Here is a 14,713-nt window from a genome sequence, read left to right as displayed (position 1 = left end):
GTTTTACATTTGGGTCATGAGCACTCCAGACCTCACACCGATCCTCGAGGATCTTGCCGCCGGGCGGATCGATTCCGCCGAGGCCTCGCGCCGCATCGAGGCGCTCACCGGCGCTCCTGCCGGCGCCAGCGCCGGATCGAGTGCCGGGTCCACCACCGGCAGCACCGGTACCTCGGCCGGTGCCGGGGCGGACTCCTCGGCTGCGGGGGAGCGCCCCCGGCCGCGCTGGCAGCAGTACGCCCGGGACACCTTCAGCCGGGTCGTCGGCGACCAGCCCGACACCGAGGCCGACCCGCGAACCGCGCCGCCGACTGCGGAGACCCCGCGTACCGAGGGTGCCGAGCCGCCCGCCGGTGACGACGAGGTCCCCACCGCCGACCGCCGCACCGCCAACACCAAGGGCGTCGACCGGGTCTCGATCCGAGCCGTCGGCCGCCGGGTCCGGGTGGTCGGTGAACCGCGGGTGGCCACCGCCTCCGTCGACGGCGCCCATGTGCTGCGCCGCAATGGATCGGTGCTGGAGATCTCCTCCGACGGTGAGATCGGCGCCTCGATCGACGGCTTCACCCTGCTCCGCCCGCCGCGCAGTCTCGACGACGTGCGCAATCTCGGTCTGGGCAAGGAACTGTTCATCCGGGTCAACCCGAACCTGATCGTCGATGTGGAGCTGACCGCCGGGTCGCTGACCTGTGAGGACGTCCGCTACCTGGGCAAGGTCCGGGTCACCGCCGGTGGCGCCAAGCTCACCGGATTGAGCGAGGCGCACGACGTGCTGGTGCAGGCCGGTCAGGCCACCGTCAAGGGCCGGATCGCGACCGGCCGCTCCCGGATCCGCTGTGAATCCGGTTCGCTGAACGTCCAGCTGGACGACGACTCGAATGTCACCGTGCGCGCGGAATCCCAACTGGGCAAGGTGGTCTGGGCCGGTGGGCACACCGGCGCCGGTGACGAAGTGGTGATGGGCAACGGGGCCGCCCGGCTGGATGTCGGTGTGGTGATGGGCCACGCGGTGGTCCGGGTCGGTACCGAGAACGGAGGCGATCGATGAGCACGCATTCCCACGGTGAGCGGACCCTGGACGAACCGCACCGCCCGCCGAGCGACTGCCCGGTCTGCGGCGACCAGCTGCACGTCACCCGGCTCGGCTGCACCACCTGCGGATCGGAGTTGGCGGGGGTGTTCACCTCGTGCGAGTTCTGCGCACTGAACCCCGCCGAGATCGAGACCCTGCGGGTCTTCCTGGCCTCCCGCGGCAACCTGCGGGAGGTGGAGAAGCATCTCGGGGTGTCCTATCCGACCGCGCGACTGCGGCTCACCCAGCTGCTGATGAAGCTCGGCCTCTCCGGCGAGGAGGGCGAGGGCGAGCAGCCGACGAGCGCCCCGACCGAGACGACCGCCGACACCGCGGGCGGGGTGGACCGGGACACGATCCTGGCCCAGGTCGCCAGCGGTGAACTCAGCCCGGCCGAGGCCCAGCGGCTGCTGGCCGGCTGACGCCCGACGTCCGGGGCGGCGTACGCCCCGGAGACCCCGCACAACCAACGAGCCGCCCCGGATCACCCGGGGCGGCTCGTTGCTGGCGGAAATCGATGTTCAGCCGGTGAAAGCCTCCACCTTGGTGATCTTCACGGAGATGGACTTCCCGTTGGGCGTCTCGTAGGAGACGGTGTCGCCCACCTTCTTGTCCAGGATCGCCGCGCCGAGCGGGGACTGCGGGCTGTAGACGTTGACCTCGTCGGCGGCATCGTCCAGTCCGAGCAGCTCGCGGGAGCCGAGCAGGAAGGTGTCGGTGTCGTCGGGGTCGCCGTCGAAGGCGATGGTGATCTTGGTGCCCGGGACCGCCTGGTCGGTATTGGTGGGGGCATCGCCGACCTCGGCACGACGCAGCATGTCCTGCAGCTGCGCGATCCGGGCCTCCTGCTTGCCCTGCTCCTCGCGGGCGGCATGGTAGCCACCGTTCTCGCGCAGGTCCCCCTCGTCACGGGCCGCGGCGATCCGGTTGGCGATCTCGGTGCGCCCCTCACCCTCGAGGTACGCGAGCTCGTCGGCGAGCTTGTCGTAGGCCTCCTGGGTGAGCCAGATGGTGTTGGTCTCGGTGATTTCTGCCATCGCACAAGATTACCAACACCCCCGGCCCAGGCAATCGTGGCGCGCTGTTCAGCCGCCCTGGCACTTGCTGATGGTGGCGCTCACCGGCGGCCGGAAGGTGCGCAGCGAGACCTGCTCCTGGGTGACCTCGCGATCCGCGGCGGCGACGGCGTACCAGACCTCACCGACCTGCTCACCGCCCTGCGCGGTCGCCTGCACCAGACAGCGCCCGGTGACGTCGGCGGAGGAGCGGTCGATCATCAGCGTGATGTTGATGGTGTTGTTGCCGGTCACGGTGAAGCTGACCACCTGGGCGGTCACCGGCGGGTTCGACTGATCGACCGAGATCCACAACCAGACCCCCAGCAGCGGGAGCACGATGAGTGCCACCACCCACTTCAACCAGGGGCGTCGGGCGTCGGGGTATCGGGCGGCGATCCGCTCCGCGGGGGACAGGCTCACGAGAACAGGTTAGTGACCGGCGGGAATCTCTCGGGCCGATCTGGTGTTTGCTTGGGTTGGCTGACCGTTCGACACCCATGGAGTCCGACCTTGACGAGCACGACCACCACCCGCCCCCGGCGTACCGCTGACGGCGACCAGCTCCGCCTGCTGCACGTGCACGCGCACCCCGACGACGAGTCGAGCAAGGGCGCGGCGGTGACCGCGAAATACGTCGATGAGGGCGTCCGGGTGATGGTCGCGACCTGCACCGGGGGCGAGCGGGGGTCGATCCTCAACCCGGCGATGGACCGCCCCGACATCATCAACCACCTCGCCGAGGTGCGCCGCCGCGAGATGGATCGGGCGCGGGCGATCCTGGGCATCGAGCAGACCTGGCTCGGCTTCGTCGACTCCGGGCTGCCCGAGGGCGACCCGCTGCCGCCGCTGCCGGACGGCTGCTTCGCGCTGCAGGATCCGGAGCAGGCGGCCGGGGAACTGGTCCGGGTGATCCGGCAGTTCCGGCCGCAGGTGCTGACCACCTACGACGAGCTGGGTGGCTACCCGCACCCCGATCACATCCAGACCAACCGGATCAGCCTGATCGCCGTCGAACAGGCCGCCGATCCGACGAAGTGGCCGGAGCACGGCGAGCCCTGGCAGGTGAGCAAGGTCTACTACCAGCACACCTTCAACCGGCAGCGCACGATCGCCCTGCACGAGGCGATGCTGGATCGCGGCTTCGAGTCGCCGTACGCCGAGCGGCTCGCCAACTGGGACGACTCGAACCGGGTGCCGGACTCGCGGATCACCACCGCGGTCGAGTGCGCCGACTACTTCTCGGTCCGCGACCGGGCGCTGCTCGCGCATGGTACGCAGGTCGACCCGAACGGGGCCTGGTTCCACGTGCCGCTCGAGGTGCAGCGCGAGGTCTGGCCGACCGAGGAGTTCGAACTCGTCATCGACCAGACCGGCTCGGAGACGCCCGAGGAGGATCTGTTCGCCGGGATCGCGGTCCAGGCGTAGAGTCCTCCTCGTGGAGGGAGGGCTCATGCTGCCGTTGGACATCGACCCCAATTCGGTGGTCGCAGGCTGGATCCCGCTGGTGCTGATCCTGGTGCTGGGCGGCGCCTCGGCGCTGCTCTTCCGCAGCATGCGCCGGCAGATGCGCAAGATCGACATCCCCGAGGAGGGCGTCGACACCCGCCCCGACCAGGACCCGGAGCACGTCGAGCAGCGCTGAACCCACGCTCATCGCCCGGCCCGCCGTGCGCAGCCACGGCCGCCAGAAATCGAGCGATCAGTCGAACACCCCCACCCGGGCGGCTGCGATGGCCGCGTCGGCTGCCCGGTCGGCCAACTCCTCGGTGAGTGGCTCGCCGCTGGCCAGGAAGGCGTAGTAGAGCGGCGCGGACACCGCCTGGATCACCTGGCGGGCGTCGGTGCCCTCGGCCAGCTCGCCGCGCGCGACGGCGTCGGTGACGCAGGGTGCCCACTCATCGATCCGGGTCGCATAGAACCGGTGCAGCGCCTCGGCGGCCGCCTCGTCGCCGGCCCCGGCCATGATCAGCGCGCGGAACAGTCGGCCCTGGCGGGGGTCGCTCAGCGTCGTGCGGACCAGGCGCGCGTTGGCTCGCAGGTCCCCGGTCAGCGACCCGGTGTCGACCCGCGGCAGGGAGTCCTCGGCCATCGACTCCAGCAGATCGCGGATCAGTTCGGTGGCCGACCCCCAGCGTCGATAGACGGTGGTCCGCCCGACTCCGGCGCGTTCGGCGAGCTCGGTCAGATCGAGACCTGCGAACCCCCGCTCGGCGAGCAGATCCCCGGTCGCACGCAGCACCGCCTGGCGTACCCGCGCGGTCCGGCCACCCGGCCGCGTTCCCACCGACTCAGTCATAACGGGACCACAGTACCGTTAATCACGGATCCGTGCTAGCGTCCACTAACGGAACTAAAATACCGTTAGGAGTTGGATCATGGAGTATCGCAGGGTCGGGGATTCGGGGCTGATCGTGCCCGAGCTGTCGTTCGGGGCCGGGACCTTCGGCGGCAGCGGGCCGCTGTTCGGTAACTGGGGGACCACCGATGTCACGGAGGCCTCCCGACTGATCGACATCTGCCTGGACGCGGGACTCACCATGTTCGACACCGCCGATGTCTATTCCGATGGCGCCTCGGAGGAGGTGCTCGGTGCGGCACTGAAGGGCCGCCGCGACGAGGTGCTGATCTCGACCAAGGCCGGTCTGCCGATGGGGGAGGGTCCGCAGGACGCCGGCACCTCCCGGGCCCGGCTGATCCGGGTCTGCGAGGACGCCCTGCGGCGACTGCAGACCGACCATCTCGACCTGTTCCAGCTGCACGCCTTCGATGCCGGCACCCCGATCGAGGAGGTGGTCTCGACCATCGACGACCTCGTCACCGCCGGCAAGATCCGGTACGCCGGGGTGTCCAACTTCGCCGGCTGGCAGCTGATGCGATCCCTCGCCGTCGCCGATCGGCACGGCTGGAGTCGCTATGTGGCCCATCAGGTCTACTACTCCCTGGTCGGCCGGGACTACGAGCACGACCTGCTGCCGCTCGGGCTGGACCAGGGGGTCGGCGCGCTGGTCTGGAGCCCGCTCGGCTGGGGCCGGCTGACCGGGAAGATCCGCCGCGGCCAGCCGCTGCCGGCGGACAGTCGGCTGCACGCGACCGCCCAGTTCGGGCCACCGGTGCCCGACGAGCGGTTGTACGACGTGGTCGAGATGCTCACCGAGATCGCCGCGGAGACCGGCCGGAGCGTGCCGCAGGTGGCGATCAACTGGCTGCTCCGCCGACCGAGTGTCGCCTCGGTCATCATCGGCGCCCGGACCGAGGCCCAACTCCGCGACAACCTCGGTGCCGTCGGCTGGGCCCTCACCGCGGATCAGGTGAGCCGCCTCGATGCGGTCAGCGCGGTCCCAGCGCCCTACCCGCACTTCCCCTACGAACGCCAGGAGGGGTTCGCCCGGCTCAACCCGCCGGTGGTCGCGGCGGGGTCCTGATCTGGCGACTCGTTACAGTGCCTGCGTGCAGACCAGCGAGCAGCCCGACGCCGAGGCCGACGCCTCCGGGCGTACGCCTGCTCGCTGGGTCGGCCTGCGGAGCAGGGCCCGGCCCTGGCTGGTCACCGTGCTGGTGCTGGCGGTGCTGGCCACGGTGATCGGGTTGGCCGGGGGCTGGCGCCCGGCGACCGCCGACACAGGCCGGGGCCGTGCGCTGCCCGCCGGCAAGGAGATCCGGCTGGCGCGCTGGAAGATCACCGTGCTCGATGCCGAACTGAGCAACGTCGACCCCGACGGCGGTTACCAGACCCCCGACACGATCCGATTGCGGTTCGCCCTGGAGAATCGCGGCGACAAGACCAGCAACGAGTTTCCGATCACGGTGCTCGGTCAGGACCCGGGCGCGACCCCCGGCGTACTCACCATCGATCCGCAGACCCCCGAACGGCCGGACTCGGTGAGCGACGGTGGGGCCCTCGGCCAGCTCGGCGTCGACCCGCAGATCACCCAGCCGTGGACCGTCGAGATCGCTTACCAGCAAGGAATCACGGTCACCGCGCCAACCCGGATCGCGGTGGTCGTGCGCGATGAGAAGAAGACCAAGAGCCTCGCGTCGAGCTCACCGGACGACTATGAGGTCGCGGACGCGCCGGTCGGGCATCTGCTGGTACCGCTGGTCGATCGGCGGACCCGGTGAGACGCCGGGTGCCGGGCGGTGCGGTGCTCGGGCTGGCGGTCTGCCTGATCGCGGTGGTGGCGCTGATCTGGACCATGCCGAAGGACGAGGCGGACCGGCGTACCTATGCGATCGCCGAAGGTGACGCCTGGTTCACCTGGCGCGACCTGCAGGTACGCCAGGTGCGGACCCAGGTCGTCACTTCGGTCGCCGGCCGGTATGGGGATCCGGTGACGGCCGAACCCGACGCCGCCTTCGTCGTCGTCGACTACCAGGTGCGGTCGCTGCGCGAACCCGTGGCCCTGACCCATCAACTGGTGCTGGGCGACCTGCGGGTGGATGCCTTCACCCGGCTCAGTCAGCTCCCCGCCGAGCAGGCCCAACCGGGTTTCACCCAGACCGGAACGGTGGTCTATCAGGTGCCGCGCGCGAAGTTGCCCGCCCGCGCGCTGAGTGCCCTCCAGCGGCCCACTCGCGGTCTGGTCTCCTACAGCGAACTGCCCGCCCTGCGGCTGGAGTTGGGCCAGCCGGTGAACGCCCTGGCCGAGCCCGCGGAGGCGACCACCGAGGTGACCCGATGAGGCGCTGGGTCGGATTCGGGGTGGCGCTGCTGCTCGCGGTGGCGACCGCTGTCTGGGTCGGGATGGACAACCGCGCCGCCCGGCCGAGCGTGACCCGCGAGAACACCCCGATCCGCGCCGCCGGGATGGGCGAGTGGGTGCGGACCGACGGCATCGCGCTGCGCGTCGTCCGGGCCGATATCGCACCATCCTTCCCGGACGCCGACCGTCCCGAGAAACTGGTGGAGCCGACGGCCGCGGGGGCGGTGATCGTCCGGGTCGCCTACGAGGTCGATCGCGGTGCGGAACAGTCGGTGCTCTGCAGCACGGGTCTGTACGCCGGCCTCGGCGGCCCGGACCAGCGCGAGTGGAGCAAGAGTTCGCTGATCGGGCTGACCAGTTTCGACGACCCCTCGCACTGCGGCTGGAAACCCAGCGACGGGTCGCCGCGGCCGCCGGTGATCACTCTGGTCGAAGGGTTCGAGGTGCCGCCGGGGACCAGCGACCTGACCTTTCAGCTCGGCCGCGATGCCGGTACCCGGGTGCGGGTGCCGCTACCCGGCTGACGTCCGCGTACCGCAGCCCTCGACGGCTCCCGTACCCGCCGGGCGGTGAGCAGGCAGCGGTCGAACGCGGCGGCGTACAGGGCGATCGCCAGGGTGCTGAACACCAGCCCGGTGAGCAACTCGGTGAGCGGGCCGAGGAACAACATCTGCTCGGCCGGTACGGGGCCGATCACGGTGGTGGTGAGCATCTCGAAGCCACCCCGCAGCCAGCTGAGTGCGGTCGCGGCCAGCAGGTAGCAGCCGATGAACCGTGGGCCGGCGGCCGCGATCAGGCGCAGCGCGCGCCAGACCGGCAGGTACTTCTCCCGGACATCGAGGGTGGCCAGGTCGACGACCCGCCCCAGCGGCTCCCAGGTCTTCCTCAACCGACCGGTGAGGCGCCCGAGCCGGCTGCCGGCGTCGATCTCGTGCACGGTCCGCCAGCCGAAGACGACCGCGGTCAGCGCGAGCCAGACCAGCGGCAGCAGCAGATATTGACCCAGTGCGGGCAGGCCGGTGGCGGTGAGCCAGCGGCCGGTGTCGGCGACCGCCTCGGGCAGGGTCAGGTCGAACGGCAGCCTGAGGTTCGGCAGCGCTTCCAGGAATCCCCGCCAGGCCCGGCTGACCCACTGCCAGACCACCCGGCCGGTCAGCCAGTCGACGAGCTGGGTGGTCGCCCGGTAGAGGCCGAGGAAGGAGGCGAAGACGAAGACCCCGTCGGCGAGCACCGCCAGGCCGGCGAGCGCGGGTCTGCCGAAGCGCCGATGCAGGGCGCCGGCCGCCAACTTGATCAGCCAGGCGATCAGCGCCAGCAGCAGATAGCCCTGCCAGCGGCGCAGGTCGATCGACCACGCGTCGGGGTTCAGGCTGTAGCGGATCTGGTTGGCCACGAACAATTCTCGGATCCGGTCATCGACGAGCCCCCACAGGGCGTACACCGCCAGGAAGGGGCCGAGCGCGAGCGCCAGGGTCACCCCGCGCGAGGTGTCGGGGTCGAGGGTGGCGGTCTCCGGCAGCTTCGGGTCGTTGGCCGTTCGCTCGCGGAGCAGGGCCAGCCTGGTGAGTTGCGGTTCCAGTGCGCCGATCATCAGCACGGTCGCGGCGACCGAGGCCAGCACGCCGAGAATGAACAGCAGCAGCGCGAGGTACGCGTGCCCGCCGCCGACGGTGATCGCGGCCTGGAACAACCCCCGGTCGAGCACGAACCCCAGGCAGAACCACATGCCCAGCGCCGGGAAGGCGGTCAGCCACATCCGGGCGGCATCGGCCACCAGCTCGGCGAAGGTGGCGAGCGTACGCATGGGGGGAATCTAGCGGGCGACGGGTCCCCGCCCGGAGCTCGCATCCCGCGTACGGGTCCGCACCCGGTAGAGGCTGGTGGTCGCGACGATGTAGAGCGTGCGGCCGTCCTCGCCGCCGAAACAGAGGTTGCCGACCTTCTCCGGCACCGGCAGATCCAGCACCCGCTCACCGTCGGGGGTGAACACCTGCACCCCGGATTCGCTGGAGCTCCAGATGTTGCCGTCGACATCGACCCGGATCCCGTCGGGCAGACCGGGGGAGACCTCGGTGAGGATCCGCCCGTTCTTCGCGTGCCGGCCCTCGATGACGTCGTAGACGTGGATCGCGTGACCGCGCGGGCGGTCCGGTGCCGGGTTGTCGCGGTCGGCGGGTTCGATCGAGGAATTGCTGACATAGAGCAACTTCTCGTCGGGGGAGAAGGCCAACCCGTTCGGCGCCTCGATGTCGATCACCACCGGCAGCAGCGACCCGGTCGTCGGATCGAAGCGGAACACGTACCGGTCGCCGTACTCCTCGACTCCGGGATGTCCCTCCTCGGCGCGCTTGATGCCATAGGCGGGGTCGCTGAACCAGATCGCCCCGTCCGAGGCGACGACCAGGTCGTTGGGGGAGTTCAGTCGGTGCTCACCGAAGCGGTCGACGAGCACCTCGGGGGCGTACGCCTCCCCGGGACCGACGGCGGTGTCGCGTTGCACCGCCCGCCGCCCGTGCGAGCACTCCACCACCCGACCGTCGAGATCCAGGGTGCGGCCATTGGTGAACTCGACATCATCGGCGAAGACGGCGAGTTCACCGGTCTCCTCGGAGAACTCCAGGATCCGGTTGTTCGGGATGTCGCTGAAGCGCACGGCCCGCCGACGGGGCACCCAGACCGGGCCCTCGGCCCAGATCGCGCCGGTGGCGACCCTGGTCAGTTCGGCATCCTCGGCCAACAGGGGTGACTGCTGCGGTGCTGTCATCGGGTGCTCCTTCGCGGGGTGTGGGGTGGTCAGGAATGGTGCTGGGCGACCGCGACGGTTTCGGTGATCCGGGCCAGCGGGATCAATCCCAGCAGACAGACCGCGGCGAGCAGCACGTAGTGCCAGGTGAAGCCGAAGGCGTCGATGACGATGCCGGCGACCAGGGAGGCGAAGATGCCGGACACCCCGAGCGCCACGCCGATCATGATGCCCATCGCCGTGCCGGCGGCCCGCGGGACCGAGTCGATCAGCAGCGCGTACACCACCGGGAACGGGGCGTTGCGGAACAGGCCCCAGGCCAGCAGCACGATCCAGGCGCTGGTCGGCCCGGAGATGAAGATCATCGCCAGCAGCGTGCCCGCCCAGCCGAGGATCAGGAAGACGATCGCGAACTTGCGGCCGATCCGGTCCGAGGCGGTGCCCCAGACCACCTGGCCGATCCAACCGGTGATGCCGGAGGCGCCGGAGATCAGCGCGGCCTGCGCGTTCGACATGCCCAAGCCGGTGAACTGCACGGTGAGGAAGGTCACCGCCCCCGCTTCGCCCCACAGGAAGAGGAAGACCAGCACCACCGACCAGCGCACGTTGGCGTGCCGCAGTGCTTCCTTGACCGGTGCGAGCAGGCTTCCGCTGTTGCGTACCGACAGCTCCGGCAGCGGGCGGGTGAGCCGATGGTCGTCGATCCAGTCATAGACGCGTTGCTGGTTGCGGCGGGTGCCGATGATCGTCTGGGCGATGATGATCGGGATACCCAGCAGCGGGATCACCAGAAAGGCCTCCTGCCAGCCGGCCGCGCCGAGGACGACCGCGATCAGCGCACCGGTGAGGAACTGGCCGATCGGGAAGCCGGTGTGATGCACGCCGATGGCGAACCCGCGGTGCTCTTTGGGCCACCATTCGGAGACCAGGGCCACGTTGACCGGTTCGGAGCCCCCGCGGCTGAGCCCCATCGGGATGCGCAGCAGCAGGAAGGCGAGGTAGCTCCCGGCCAGGCCATAGGTCAGCGCACCACCGACGATCCCGATCAGCATCGCCACGTTCCAGGTCCAGGTGCGGCGATATCCGGTGCCGATCCGGTCGGCGACGTAGCCGAAGATCAGACCGCCCGCGACGAGGCCGGCGAAATAGACCGAGTTGATCAGACCGGCCTCGGCGTTGCCGATCCCGTACTGCTGCTGGATCGCCGGCAGCACGGCGGGCAGGATGCCGTGATCGACCGAGATCATCAGGATCGCCAGGGTGGTGATCAGCAGCGTCCACCAGGACAGGGCGGGCGCGCGGGGCAGCAATCTGGTGGTACCGGGATTGAGCTCAGTCATGTCACACCTCTCCATCGAGGGTGGGCCGCGGGACCCGGATCCGGCGATGACGGATCGCAGCCGAGTATCGCAGAATGATATGACGAATGGCGATACCCCTGCCCGCACCCTTGCGGTCAGCGGCGTTCGAGCGCTGTGCGACAGTGGAGAGATGCCGAATCGTCTTGCGGCTTCCACGAGCCCCTATCTGCTGCAGCACGCCGACAATCCGGTCGATTGGTGGCCGTGGACTGCCCAGGCGCTGGCCGAGGCGGTACGCCGGGAGGTGCCGATCTTCTTGTCGGTGGGGTACGCCGCCTGCCACTGGTGCCATGTGATGGCGCACGAGTCGTTCGAGGACCCGGCGGTCGCGGAGCTGCTCAACGGCAACTTCGTGAACATCAAGGTGGATCGCGAGGAACGCCCCGATATCGACGCGATCTACATGAACGCGACCACCGCGATGACCGGGCAGGGCGGTTGGCCGATGTCGGTTTTCCTCACCCCACAAGGAAAACCGTTCTATGCCGGCACCTACTTCCCGCCGCGCCCCGCGCACGGCCGGCCGTCGTTCACCCAGCTGGTGACCGCGATCGCCGACGCCTGGCGGGACCGACGGGAGGAGGTCACCGCCTCCGGAGACCACATCGCCGGGGAGCTCGCCCGGTTGACGAACCGGCAGCCGGCACAGACGTCGGTCGACCTGCTCGATGTGGAGGAGAAGGCGCTCGCCGACTTCGACGAGGTGCACGGCGGGTTCGGCGGAGCGCCCAAGTTCCCGCCGACGTTGCTGCTCGACGGCCTGCTCGCCCATGACATCGATGAGGCGCACGACGCCGCCATCCAGACCTTGGATGCGATGACCCGTGGTGGGATCCACGACCAGCTGGGCGGCGGATTCGCCCGCTACAGCGTGGATTCCGGCTGGGTGGTGCCGCACTTCGAGAAGATGCTCTACGACAACGCGCTGCTGCTCGGCACCCTGGCCCGGACCTGGGGGAGCGACCAGCGCCCACGCCATGCCCGCACCGTCCGCCGGTTGGTCGAGTGGCTGTTCCGCGAGATGCGTACGCCCCAGGGGGCCTTCGCCGCCTCGCTGGACGCCGACAGTCTGGACGCCAGCGGCAGGCCGACCGAGGGCGCCTTCTATGTCTGGAACCGCGACCAGCTCGTCGAGGTGCTCGGGCCCGAGGACGCCGAGGTGGCCGCTGCGGCGTACACGGTCACCGACGAGGGCACCTTCGACGAGGGATTCTCAACCCTGCAGGACATCGCGGGCGCCGACCCCGATCGGCTGGAGCCGATCCGACAGCGTCTGCTCGCCGCCCGCGACCGGCGACCGCGCCCGGCACGCGATGACAAGGTGGTGGCGGCCTGGAACGGTTGGCTGATCGATTCGCTGACCACCGCCGCGATGATCTTCGCCGAACCGGAGTGGCTGGCCGCGGCCGAGACGGCCGCCCAGCACCTCTGGGACACCCACCTGGTCGATGGCCGGCTGCGGCGTACCTCCCGCGACGGACGGGTCGGTGACGCCCCCGCGGTGCTGGAGGACCACGCCGCGCTCGCCCTCGGCTTCCTGCGGCTGGCAGCCGCCACCGGGTCGGGGGAGTGGCTGGGTCGCGGGGAATTCCTGCTGGGGTTGATCGAGGAGCACTTCACCGCCGGCGACGGTGGCTGGTACGACACCGCTGACGATGCCGAGGAGTTGTTCGCCCGGCCCCGCGAACTCACCGACAATGTCACGCCCTCCGGCACCAGCACCGCGGTCATCGCGCTGCGGGTGCTCGGCCGACTGACCGGTGAGGGGAAGTACGCCGAACGCGCCGACCGGGCGCGGGCCACCCTCGACCCGATCCTCACCGCCGCACCCCGATTCGCCGGCTGGGCGTTGCTGGATCACACCTCGCAGGAACACGGTGCGCCGGCGGAGATCGCCGTCATCGGTGACCTGCCCGAGCTGCTGCAACAGGCCTGGCAGGTCGCCCCGCCCGGTTCGGTCGTGGTCGCCGGAAACCCCGGGGACACACAGATTCCGCTGCTCGCCGACCGCTCGACCGAGGGTGCCTATGTGTGCCGCGACTTCATCTGCCAGCGGCCGGTGACGGAGTTCTCGGACCTGATGCTGGCCCTGCGGCCACCGACCCGGCGCGAGTGATCGCTACCGGAACGTCGCCAGCGCGATCGCCGCGTAATGGCACGCCGAACCCAGGATGGTGAACGAGTGGAAGATCTCGTGGAAGCCGAACCAGCGCGGTGAGGGATCGGGACGCTTGCGGCCGTAGACCAGCGCGCCCAGCGAATAGCACAACCCGCCCGCGACGATCAGGCTGAAGATCAGCGGCCCGCCGTTGGCCCAGAACTGGTTCAGCCACCCGACCGCGGCCCAGCCCATCACCAGATAGAGCACGGTGTAGAGCCAGCGCGGCGCCGAGAGCCAGAGCACCCGGAACAGCAGCCCCAGCACCCCGGCCACCCAGACCACGGTGAGCAGCAGCACCCGGGAGCGGCCCTGCAGCAGCAACAGCGCCAGCGGGGTGTAGGTGGCGGCGATGAAGACGAAGATGTTGGAGTGGTCCATCCGGCGCAGCACCGCGTTCGCGCGATCGCTCCAGGTGAAGCGGTGATAGATCGCGGAGGTGCCGAACAGCAGCAGCGATCCGGCCAGGAACACCGCGCCGCCGATCTTGCCGTTCGTCGTCGGTGCGCCGATCACCAGGATCAGGCCGCCGATCAGGGCGAGTGGCGTCCAACCGGCGTGCAGCCAGCCCCGCAGCTTGGGTTTGAGGGGGCGTACCGCGTCGGCGACCTGGTCGGGCAGTGATTCAGTCGGCATGGTGTCGACCTCCCTCCGGCAGTGATTCGAACCTACCTACGAAGCCGTAAGTTACTGCTCCGTAGGTAGCGTAGCTCATTGTCCGTACCGGCGCTCCCGCTGGGCGTACGCCCGCAGGGCCCGCATGAAGTCGACCCGCCGGAAATCCGGCCAGAGCGCCTCATGGAAATAGAACTCGCTGTGCGCGGACTGCCAGATCAAGAAGCCCGAGATGCGTTGTTCCCCGGAGGTGCGGATCACCAGATCCGGGTCGGGCTGACCGGCGGTGTAGAGGTGCCGGGCGATGTCCTCGACGTCGACGGTCTCGGCCAGTTCCGCCAGCGTGGTACCGCGCTCGGCCTCGGCCGCCAGCAATGAGCGGACCGCGTCGCGCAGCTCGTGCCGGCCGCCGTAGGAGACGGCGACGTTGACGTGCATCCCGGTCCTGTCCCGGGTCTGCTCCTCGACCTCGCGCAACCGGGCCGCGGTGGGCTCGGGCAGCAGATCGAGGGCGCCGACGGGTTTGATCGGCCAGCGGCCGGTGGCGGCGAGATCGTCCACCATCTGCTCGATCACACCGAGCAGGGGAGCCACCTCGTCACCGTCGGCGCGCTTGAAGTTGTCGGTGGAGAGCACCCACAGGGTGACCACCTCGATCCCGGCGTCATCGCACCAGCGAACGAATTCCTCCAGCTTCGCCGCACCCGCCCGATAGCCCACCACCAATGGCTGATCGGGGGCGTTCAACCGGGCCCAACGCCGGTTCCCGTCCGCCATCACCGCCACATGTTTGGGCAGTTGGTCGGGTGACAACTCCGCCATCAACCGCTGCTCATAGGACCTGTAGAGGAGCCCCGAAGGGTGCAGCCGGTCCAGCAGCTCGCGCAGCCGGTCGGTTCGTGCCATGAGAGGCAGACTATCCAGATCATCCGGTTCGCGGATCGGACCCGGGTCGCCGGTCACCACCCGGGGAACTGCCGCCCAGGTGGTATGCCGGGTGTTCGGT

17 protein-coding genes are annotated in these 14,713 nt (G+C 69.7%); 9 read left to right on the top strand and 8 right to left on the bottom strand.

Annotated elements, in window-relative coordinates:
* Nucleotides 1–16 precede the first annotated feature (16 nt).
* Nucleotides 17–1,048 carry a hypothetical protein gene (locus C8D81_RS18595; RefSeq protein ID WP_094405691.1) on the top strand — a complete coding sequence of 344 codons (1,032 nt, stop codon included), beginning with the start codon at nucleotides 17–19 and terminating at the stop codon, nucleotides 1,046–1,048.
* Nucleotides 1,045–1,494 carry a DUF2089 domain-containing protein gene (locus C8D81_RS18590; RefSeq protein ID WP_094400190.1) on the top strand — a complete coding sequence of 150 codons (450 nt, stop codon included), beginning with the start codon at nucleotides 1,045–1,047 and terminating at the stop codon, nucleotides 1,492–1,494. The genes C8D81_RS18595 and C8D81_RS18590 overlap by 4 nt, the downstream gene beginning before the upstream one ends.
* Before the next feature lie 99 nt (nucleotides 1,495–1,593).
* Here C8D81_RS18590 and greA read toward each other — a convergent pair whose 3' ends face one another.
* Both greA and C8D81_RS18580 read right to left on the bottom strand, forming a co-directional pair.
* The gene (gene greA / locus C8D81_RS18585) at nucleotides 1,594–2,109 is read right to left on the bottom strand and encodes a transcription elongation factor GreA (RefSeq protein WP_094356037.1); all 516 of its coding nucleotides are present in this window, start codon (nucleotides 2,107–2,109) and stop codon (nucleotides 1,594–1,596) included.
* Nucleotides 2,110–2,157: 48 nt separating this feature from the next.
* A complete protein-coding gene (locus C8D81_RS18580; protein WP_094356038.1) occupies nucleotides 2,158–2,550 on the bottom strand; it encodes a DUF4307 domain-containing protein in 393 nt (130 codons plus the stop codon).
* 90 nt (nucleotides 2,551–2,640) lie between these two features.
* On the opposite strand from C8D81_RS18580, the gene mca reads away from it, so the two are divergent.
* Together mca and C8D81_RS18570 are read left to right on the top strand one after the other, a co-directional pair.
* Nucleotides 2,641–3,555 (top strand): mycothiol conjugate amidase Mca, encoded by a 915-nt coding sequence (gene mca, locus C8D81_RS18575; RefSeq protein ID WP_094356039.1) that lies wholly within the window; start codon nucleotides 2,641–2,643, stop codon nucleotides 3,553–3,555.
* A gap of 10 nt (nucleotides 3,556–3,565) precedes the next feature.
* Complete coding sequence (locus tag C8D81_RS18570) at nucleotides 3,566–3,772, top strand: hypothetical protein (RefSeq protein WP_133626578.1); 207 nt, start codon at nucleotides 3,566–3,568, stop codon at nucleotides 3,770–3,772.
* 57 nt (nucleotides 3,773–3,829) lie between these two features.
* Here C8D81_RS18570 and C8D81_RS18565 read toward each other — a convergent pair whose 3' ends face one another.
* Nucleotides 3,830–4,426, bottom strand: coding sequence for a TetR/AcrR family transcriptional regulator (locus tag C8D81_RS18565; RefSeq protein ID WP_094432645.1), 597 nt, complete (start codon nucleotides 4,424–4,426; stop codon nucleotides 3,830–3,832).
* 79 nt (nucleotides 4,427–4,505) lie between these two features.
* Between C8D81_RS18565 and C8D81_RS18560 the strand changes: the two genes are divergently transcribed.
* From C8D81_RS18560 to C8D81_RS18545, 4 genes are read left to right on the top strand one after another with little or no spacing between them, the layout of a single operon-like run.
* A complete protein-coding gene (locus C8D81_RS18560) occupies nucleotides 4,506–5,552 on the top strand; it encodes an aldo/keto reductase (protein WP_094405693.1) in 1,047 nt (348 codons plus the stop codon).
* 25 nt (nucleotides 5,553–5,577) lie between these two features.
* Nucleotides 5,578–6,249 carry a hypothetical protein gene (locus C8D81_RS18555; protein WP_094432647.1) on the top strand — a complete coding sequence of 224 codons (672 nt, stop codon included), beginning with the start codon at nucleotides 5,578–5,580 and terminating at the stop codon, nucleotides 6,247–6,249.
* On the top strand, nucleotides 6,246–6,809 hold the full coding sequence (locus tag C8D81_RS18550) for a hypothetical protein (protein ID WP_133626577.1): 564 nt from the start codon (nucleotides 6,246–6,248) through the stop codon (nucleotides 6,807–6,809). Before C8D81_RS18555 ends, C8D81_RS18550 begins: the two co-directional genes overlap by 4 nt.
* Nucleotides 6,806–7,354 (top strand): hypothetical protein, encoded by a 549-nt coding sequence (locus C8D81_RS18545; protein WP_094405696.1) that lies wholly within the window; start codon nucleotides 6,806–6,808, stop codon nucleotides 7,352–7,354. The genes C8D81_RS18550 and C8D81_RS18545 overlap by 4 nt, the downstream gene beginning before the upstream one ends.
* Here the strand turns inward: C8D81_RS18545 and C8D81_RS18540 are convergent.
* From C8D81_RS18540 to C8D81_RS18530, 3 genes are read right to left on the bottom strand one after another with little or no spacing between them, the layout of a single operon-like run.
* Nucleotides 7,303–8,634, bottom strand: coding sequence for a hypothetical protein (locus C8D81_RS18540; protein ID WP_094405697.1), 1,332 nt, complete (start codon nucleotides 8,632–8,634; stop codon nucleotides 7,303–7,305). The genes C8D81_RS18545 and C8D81_RS18540 overlap by 52 nt on opposite strands.
* Nucleotides 8,635–8,643: 9 nt before the next feature.
* Nucleotides 8,644–9,594: an SMP-30/gluconolactonase/LRE family protein gene (locus C8D81_RS18535; protein WP_133626576.1), complete on the bottom strand. Its 951-nt coding sequence runs from the start codon at nucleotides 9,592–9,594 to the stop codon at nucleotides 8,644–8,646.
* Between the two features lie 29 nt (nucleotides 9,595–9,623).
* The gene (locus tag C8D81_RS18530) at nucleotides 9,624–10,913 is read right to left on the bottom strand and encodes an MFS transporter (RefSeq protein WP_166646892.1); all 1,290 of its coding nucleotides are present in this window, start codon (nucleotides 10,911–10,913) and stop codon (nucleotides 9,624–9,626) included.
* Nucleotides 10,914–11,064: 151 nt separating this feature from the next.
* Between C8D81_RS18530 and C8D81_RS18525 the strand changes: the two genes are divergently transcribed.
* On the top strand, nucleotides 11,065–13,050 hold the full coding sequence (locus tag C8D81_RS18525; protein ID WP_094432654.1) for a thioredoxin domain-containing protein: 1,986 nt from the start codon (nucleotides 11,065–11,067) through the stop codon (nucleotides 13,048–13,050).
* Between the two features lie 3 nt (nucleotides 13,051–13,053).
* Here C8D81_RS18525 and trhA read toward each other — a convergent pair whose 3' ends face one another.
* Both trhA and C8D81_RS18515 read right to left on the bottom strand, forming a co-directional pair.
* The gene (gene trhA / locus C8D81_RS18520) at nucleotides 13,054–13,728 is read right to left on the bottom strand and encodes a PAQR family membrane homeostasis protein TrhA (protein ID WP_094405700.1); all 675 of its coding nucleotides are present in this window, start codon (nucleotides 13,726–13,728) and stop codon (nucleotides 13,054–13,056) included.
* A 75-nt stretch (nucleotides 13,729–13,803) separates the two neighbouring features.
* Nucleotides 13,804–14,613, bottom strand: a complete 810-nt coding sequence (locus C8D81_RS18515; RefSeq protein ID WP_094356051.1) for an isoprenyl transferase — start codon at nucleotides 14,611–14,613, stop codon at nucleotides 13,804–13,806.
* Nucleotides 14,614–14,713: the final 100 nt, after the last annotated feature.

It is taken from the genome of Enemella evansiae, assembly GCF_004362375.1.
Classification (GTDB): Bacteria; Actinomycetota; Actinomycetes; order Propionibacteriales; family Propionibacteriaceae; genus Enemella; species Enemella evansiae.
Note: the sequence above shows the minus strand (reverse complement) of the source record. Positions and strands in the feature narration are given on the sequence as shown.

What these genes read in the sequence shown, in the direction of transcription:
- trhA (WP_094405700.1), bottom strand. Translation starts at nt 13,728, where the DNA reads ATGCCGACTGAATCACTGCCCGACCAGGTCGCCGACGCGGTACGCCCC.
- C8D81_RS18525 (WP_094432654.1), top strand. Translation starts at nt 11,065, where the DNA reads ATGCCGAATCGTCTTGCGGCTTCCACGAGCCCCTATCTGCTGCAGCAC.
- C8D81_RS18515 (WP_094356051.1), bottom strand. Translation starts at nt 14,613, where the DNA reads ATGGCACGAACCGACCGGCTGCGCGAGCTGCTGGACCGGCTGCACCCT.
- C8D81_RS18540 (WP_094405697.1), bottom strand. Translation starts at nt 8,634, where the DNA reads ATGCGTACGCTCGCCACCTTCGCCGAGCTGGTGGCCGATGCCGCCCGG.
- C8D81_RS18530 (WP_166646892.1), bottom strand. Translation starts at nt 10,913, where the DNA reads ATGACTGAGCTCAATCCCGGTACCACCAGATTGCTGCCCCGCGCGCCC.
- greA (WP_094356037.1), bottom strand. Translation starts at nt 2,109, where the DNA reads ATGGCAGAAATCACCGAGACCAACACCATCTGGCTCACCCAGGAGGCC.
- C8D81_RS18590 (WP_094400190.1), top strand. Translation starts at nt 1,045, where the DNA reads ATGAGCACGCATTCCCACGGTGAGCGGACCCTGGACGAACCGCACCGC.
- C8D81_RS18560 (WP_094405693.1), top strand. Translation starts at nt 4,506, where the DNA reads ATGGAGTATCGCAGGGTCGGGGATTCGGGGCTGATCGTGCCCGAGCTG.
- C8D81_RS18535 (WP_133626576.1), bottom strand. Translation starts at nt 9,594, where the DNA reads ATGACAGCACCGCAGCAGTCACCCCTGTTGGCCGAGGATGCCGAACTG.
- C8D81_RS18595 (WP_094405691.1), top strand. Translation starts at nt 17, where the DNA reads ATGAGCACTCCAGACCTCACACCGATCCTCGAGGATCTTGCCGCCGGG.
- C8D81_RS18565 (WP_094432645.1), bottom strand. Translation starts at nt 4,426, where the DNA reads ATGACTGAGTCGGTGGGAACGCGGCCGGGTGGCCGGACCGCGCGGGTA.
- C8D81_RS18545 (WP_094405696.1), top strand. Translation starts at nt 6,806, where the DNA reads ATGAGGCGCTGGGTCGGATTCGGGGTGGCGCTGCTGCTCGCGGTGGCG.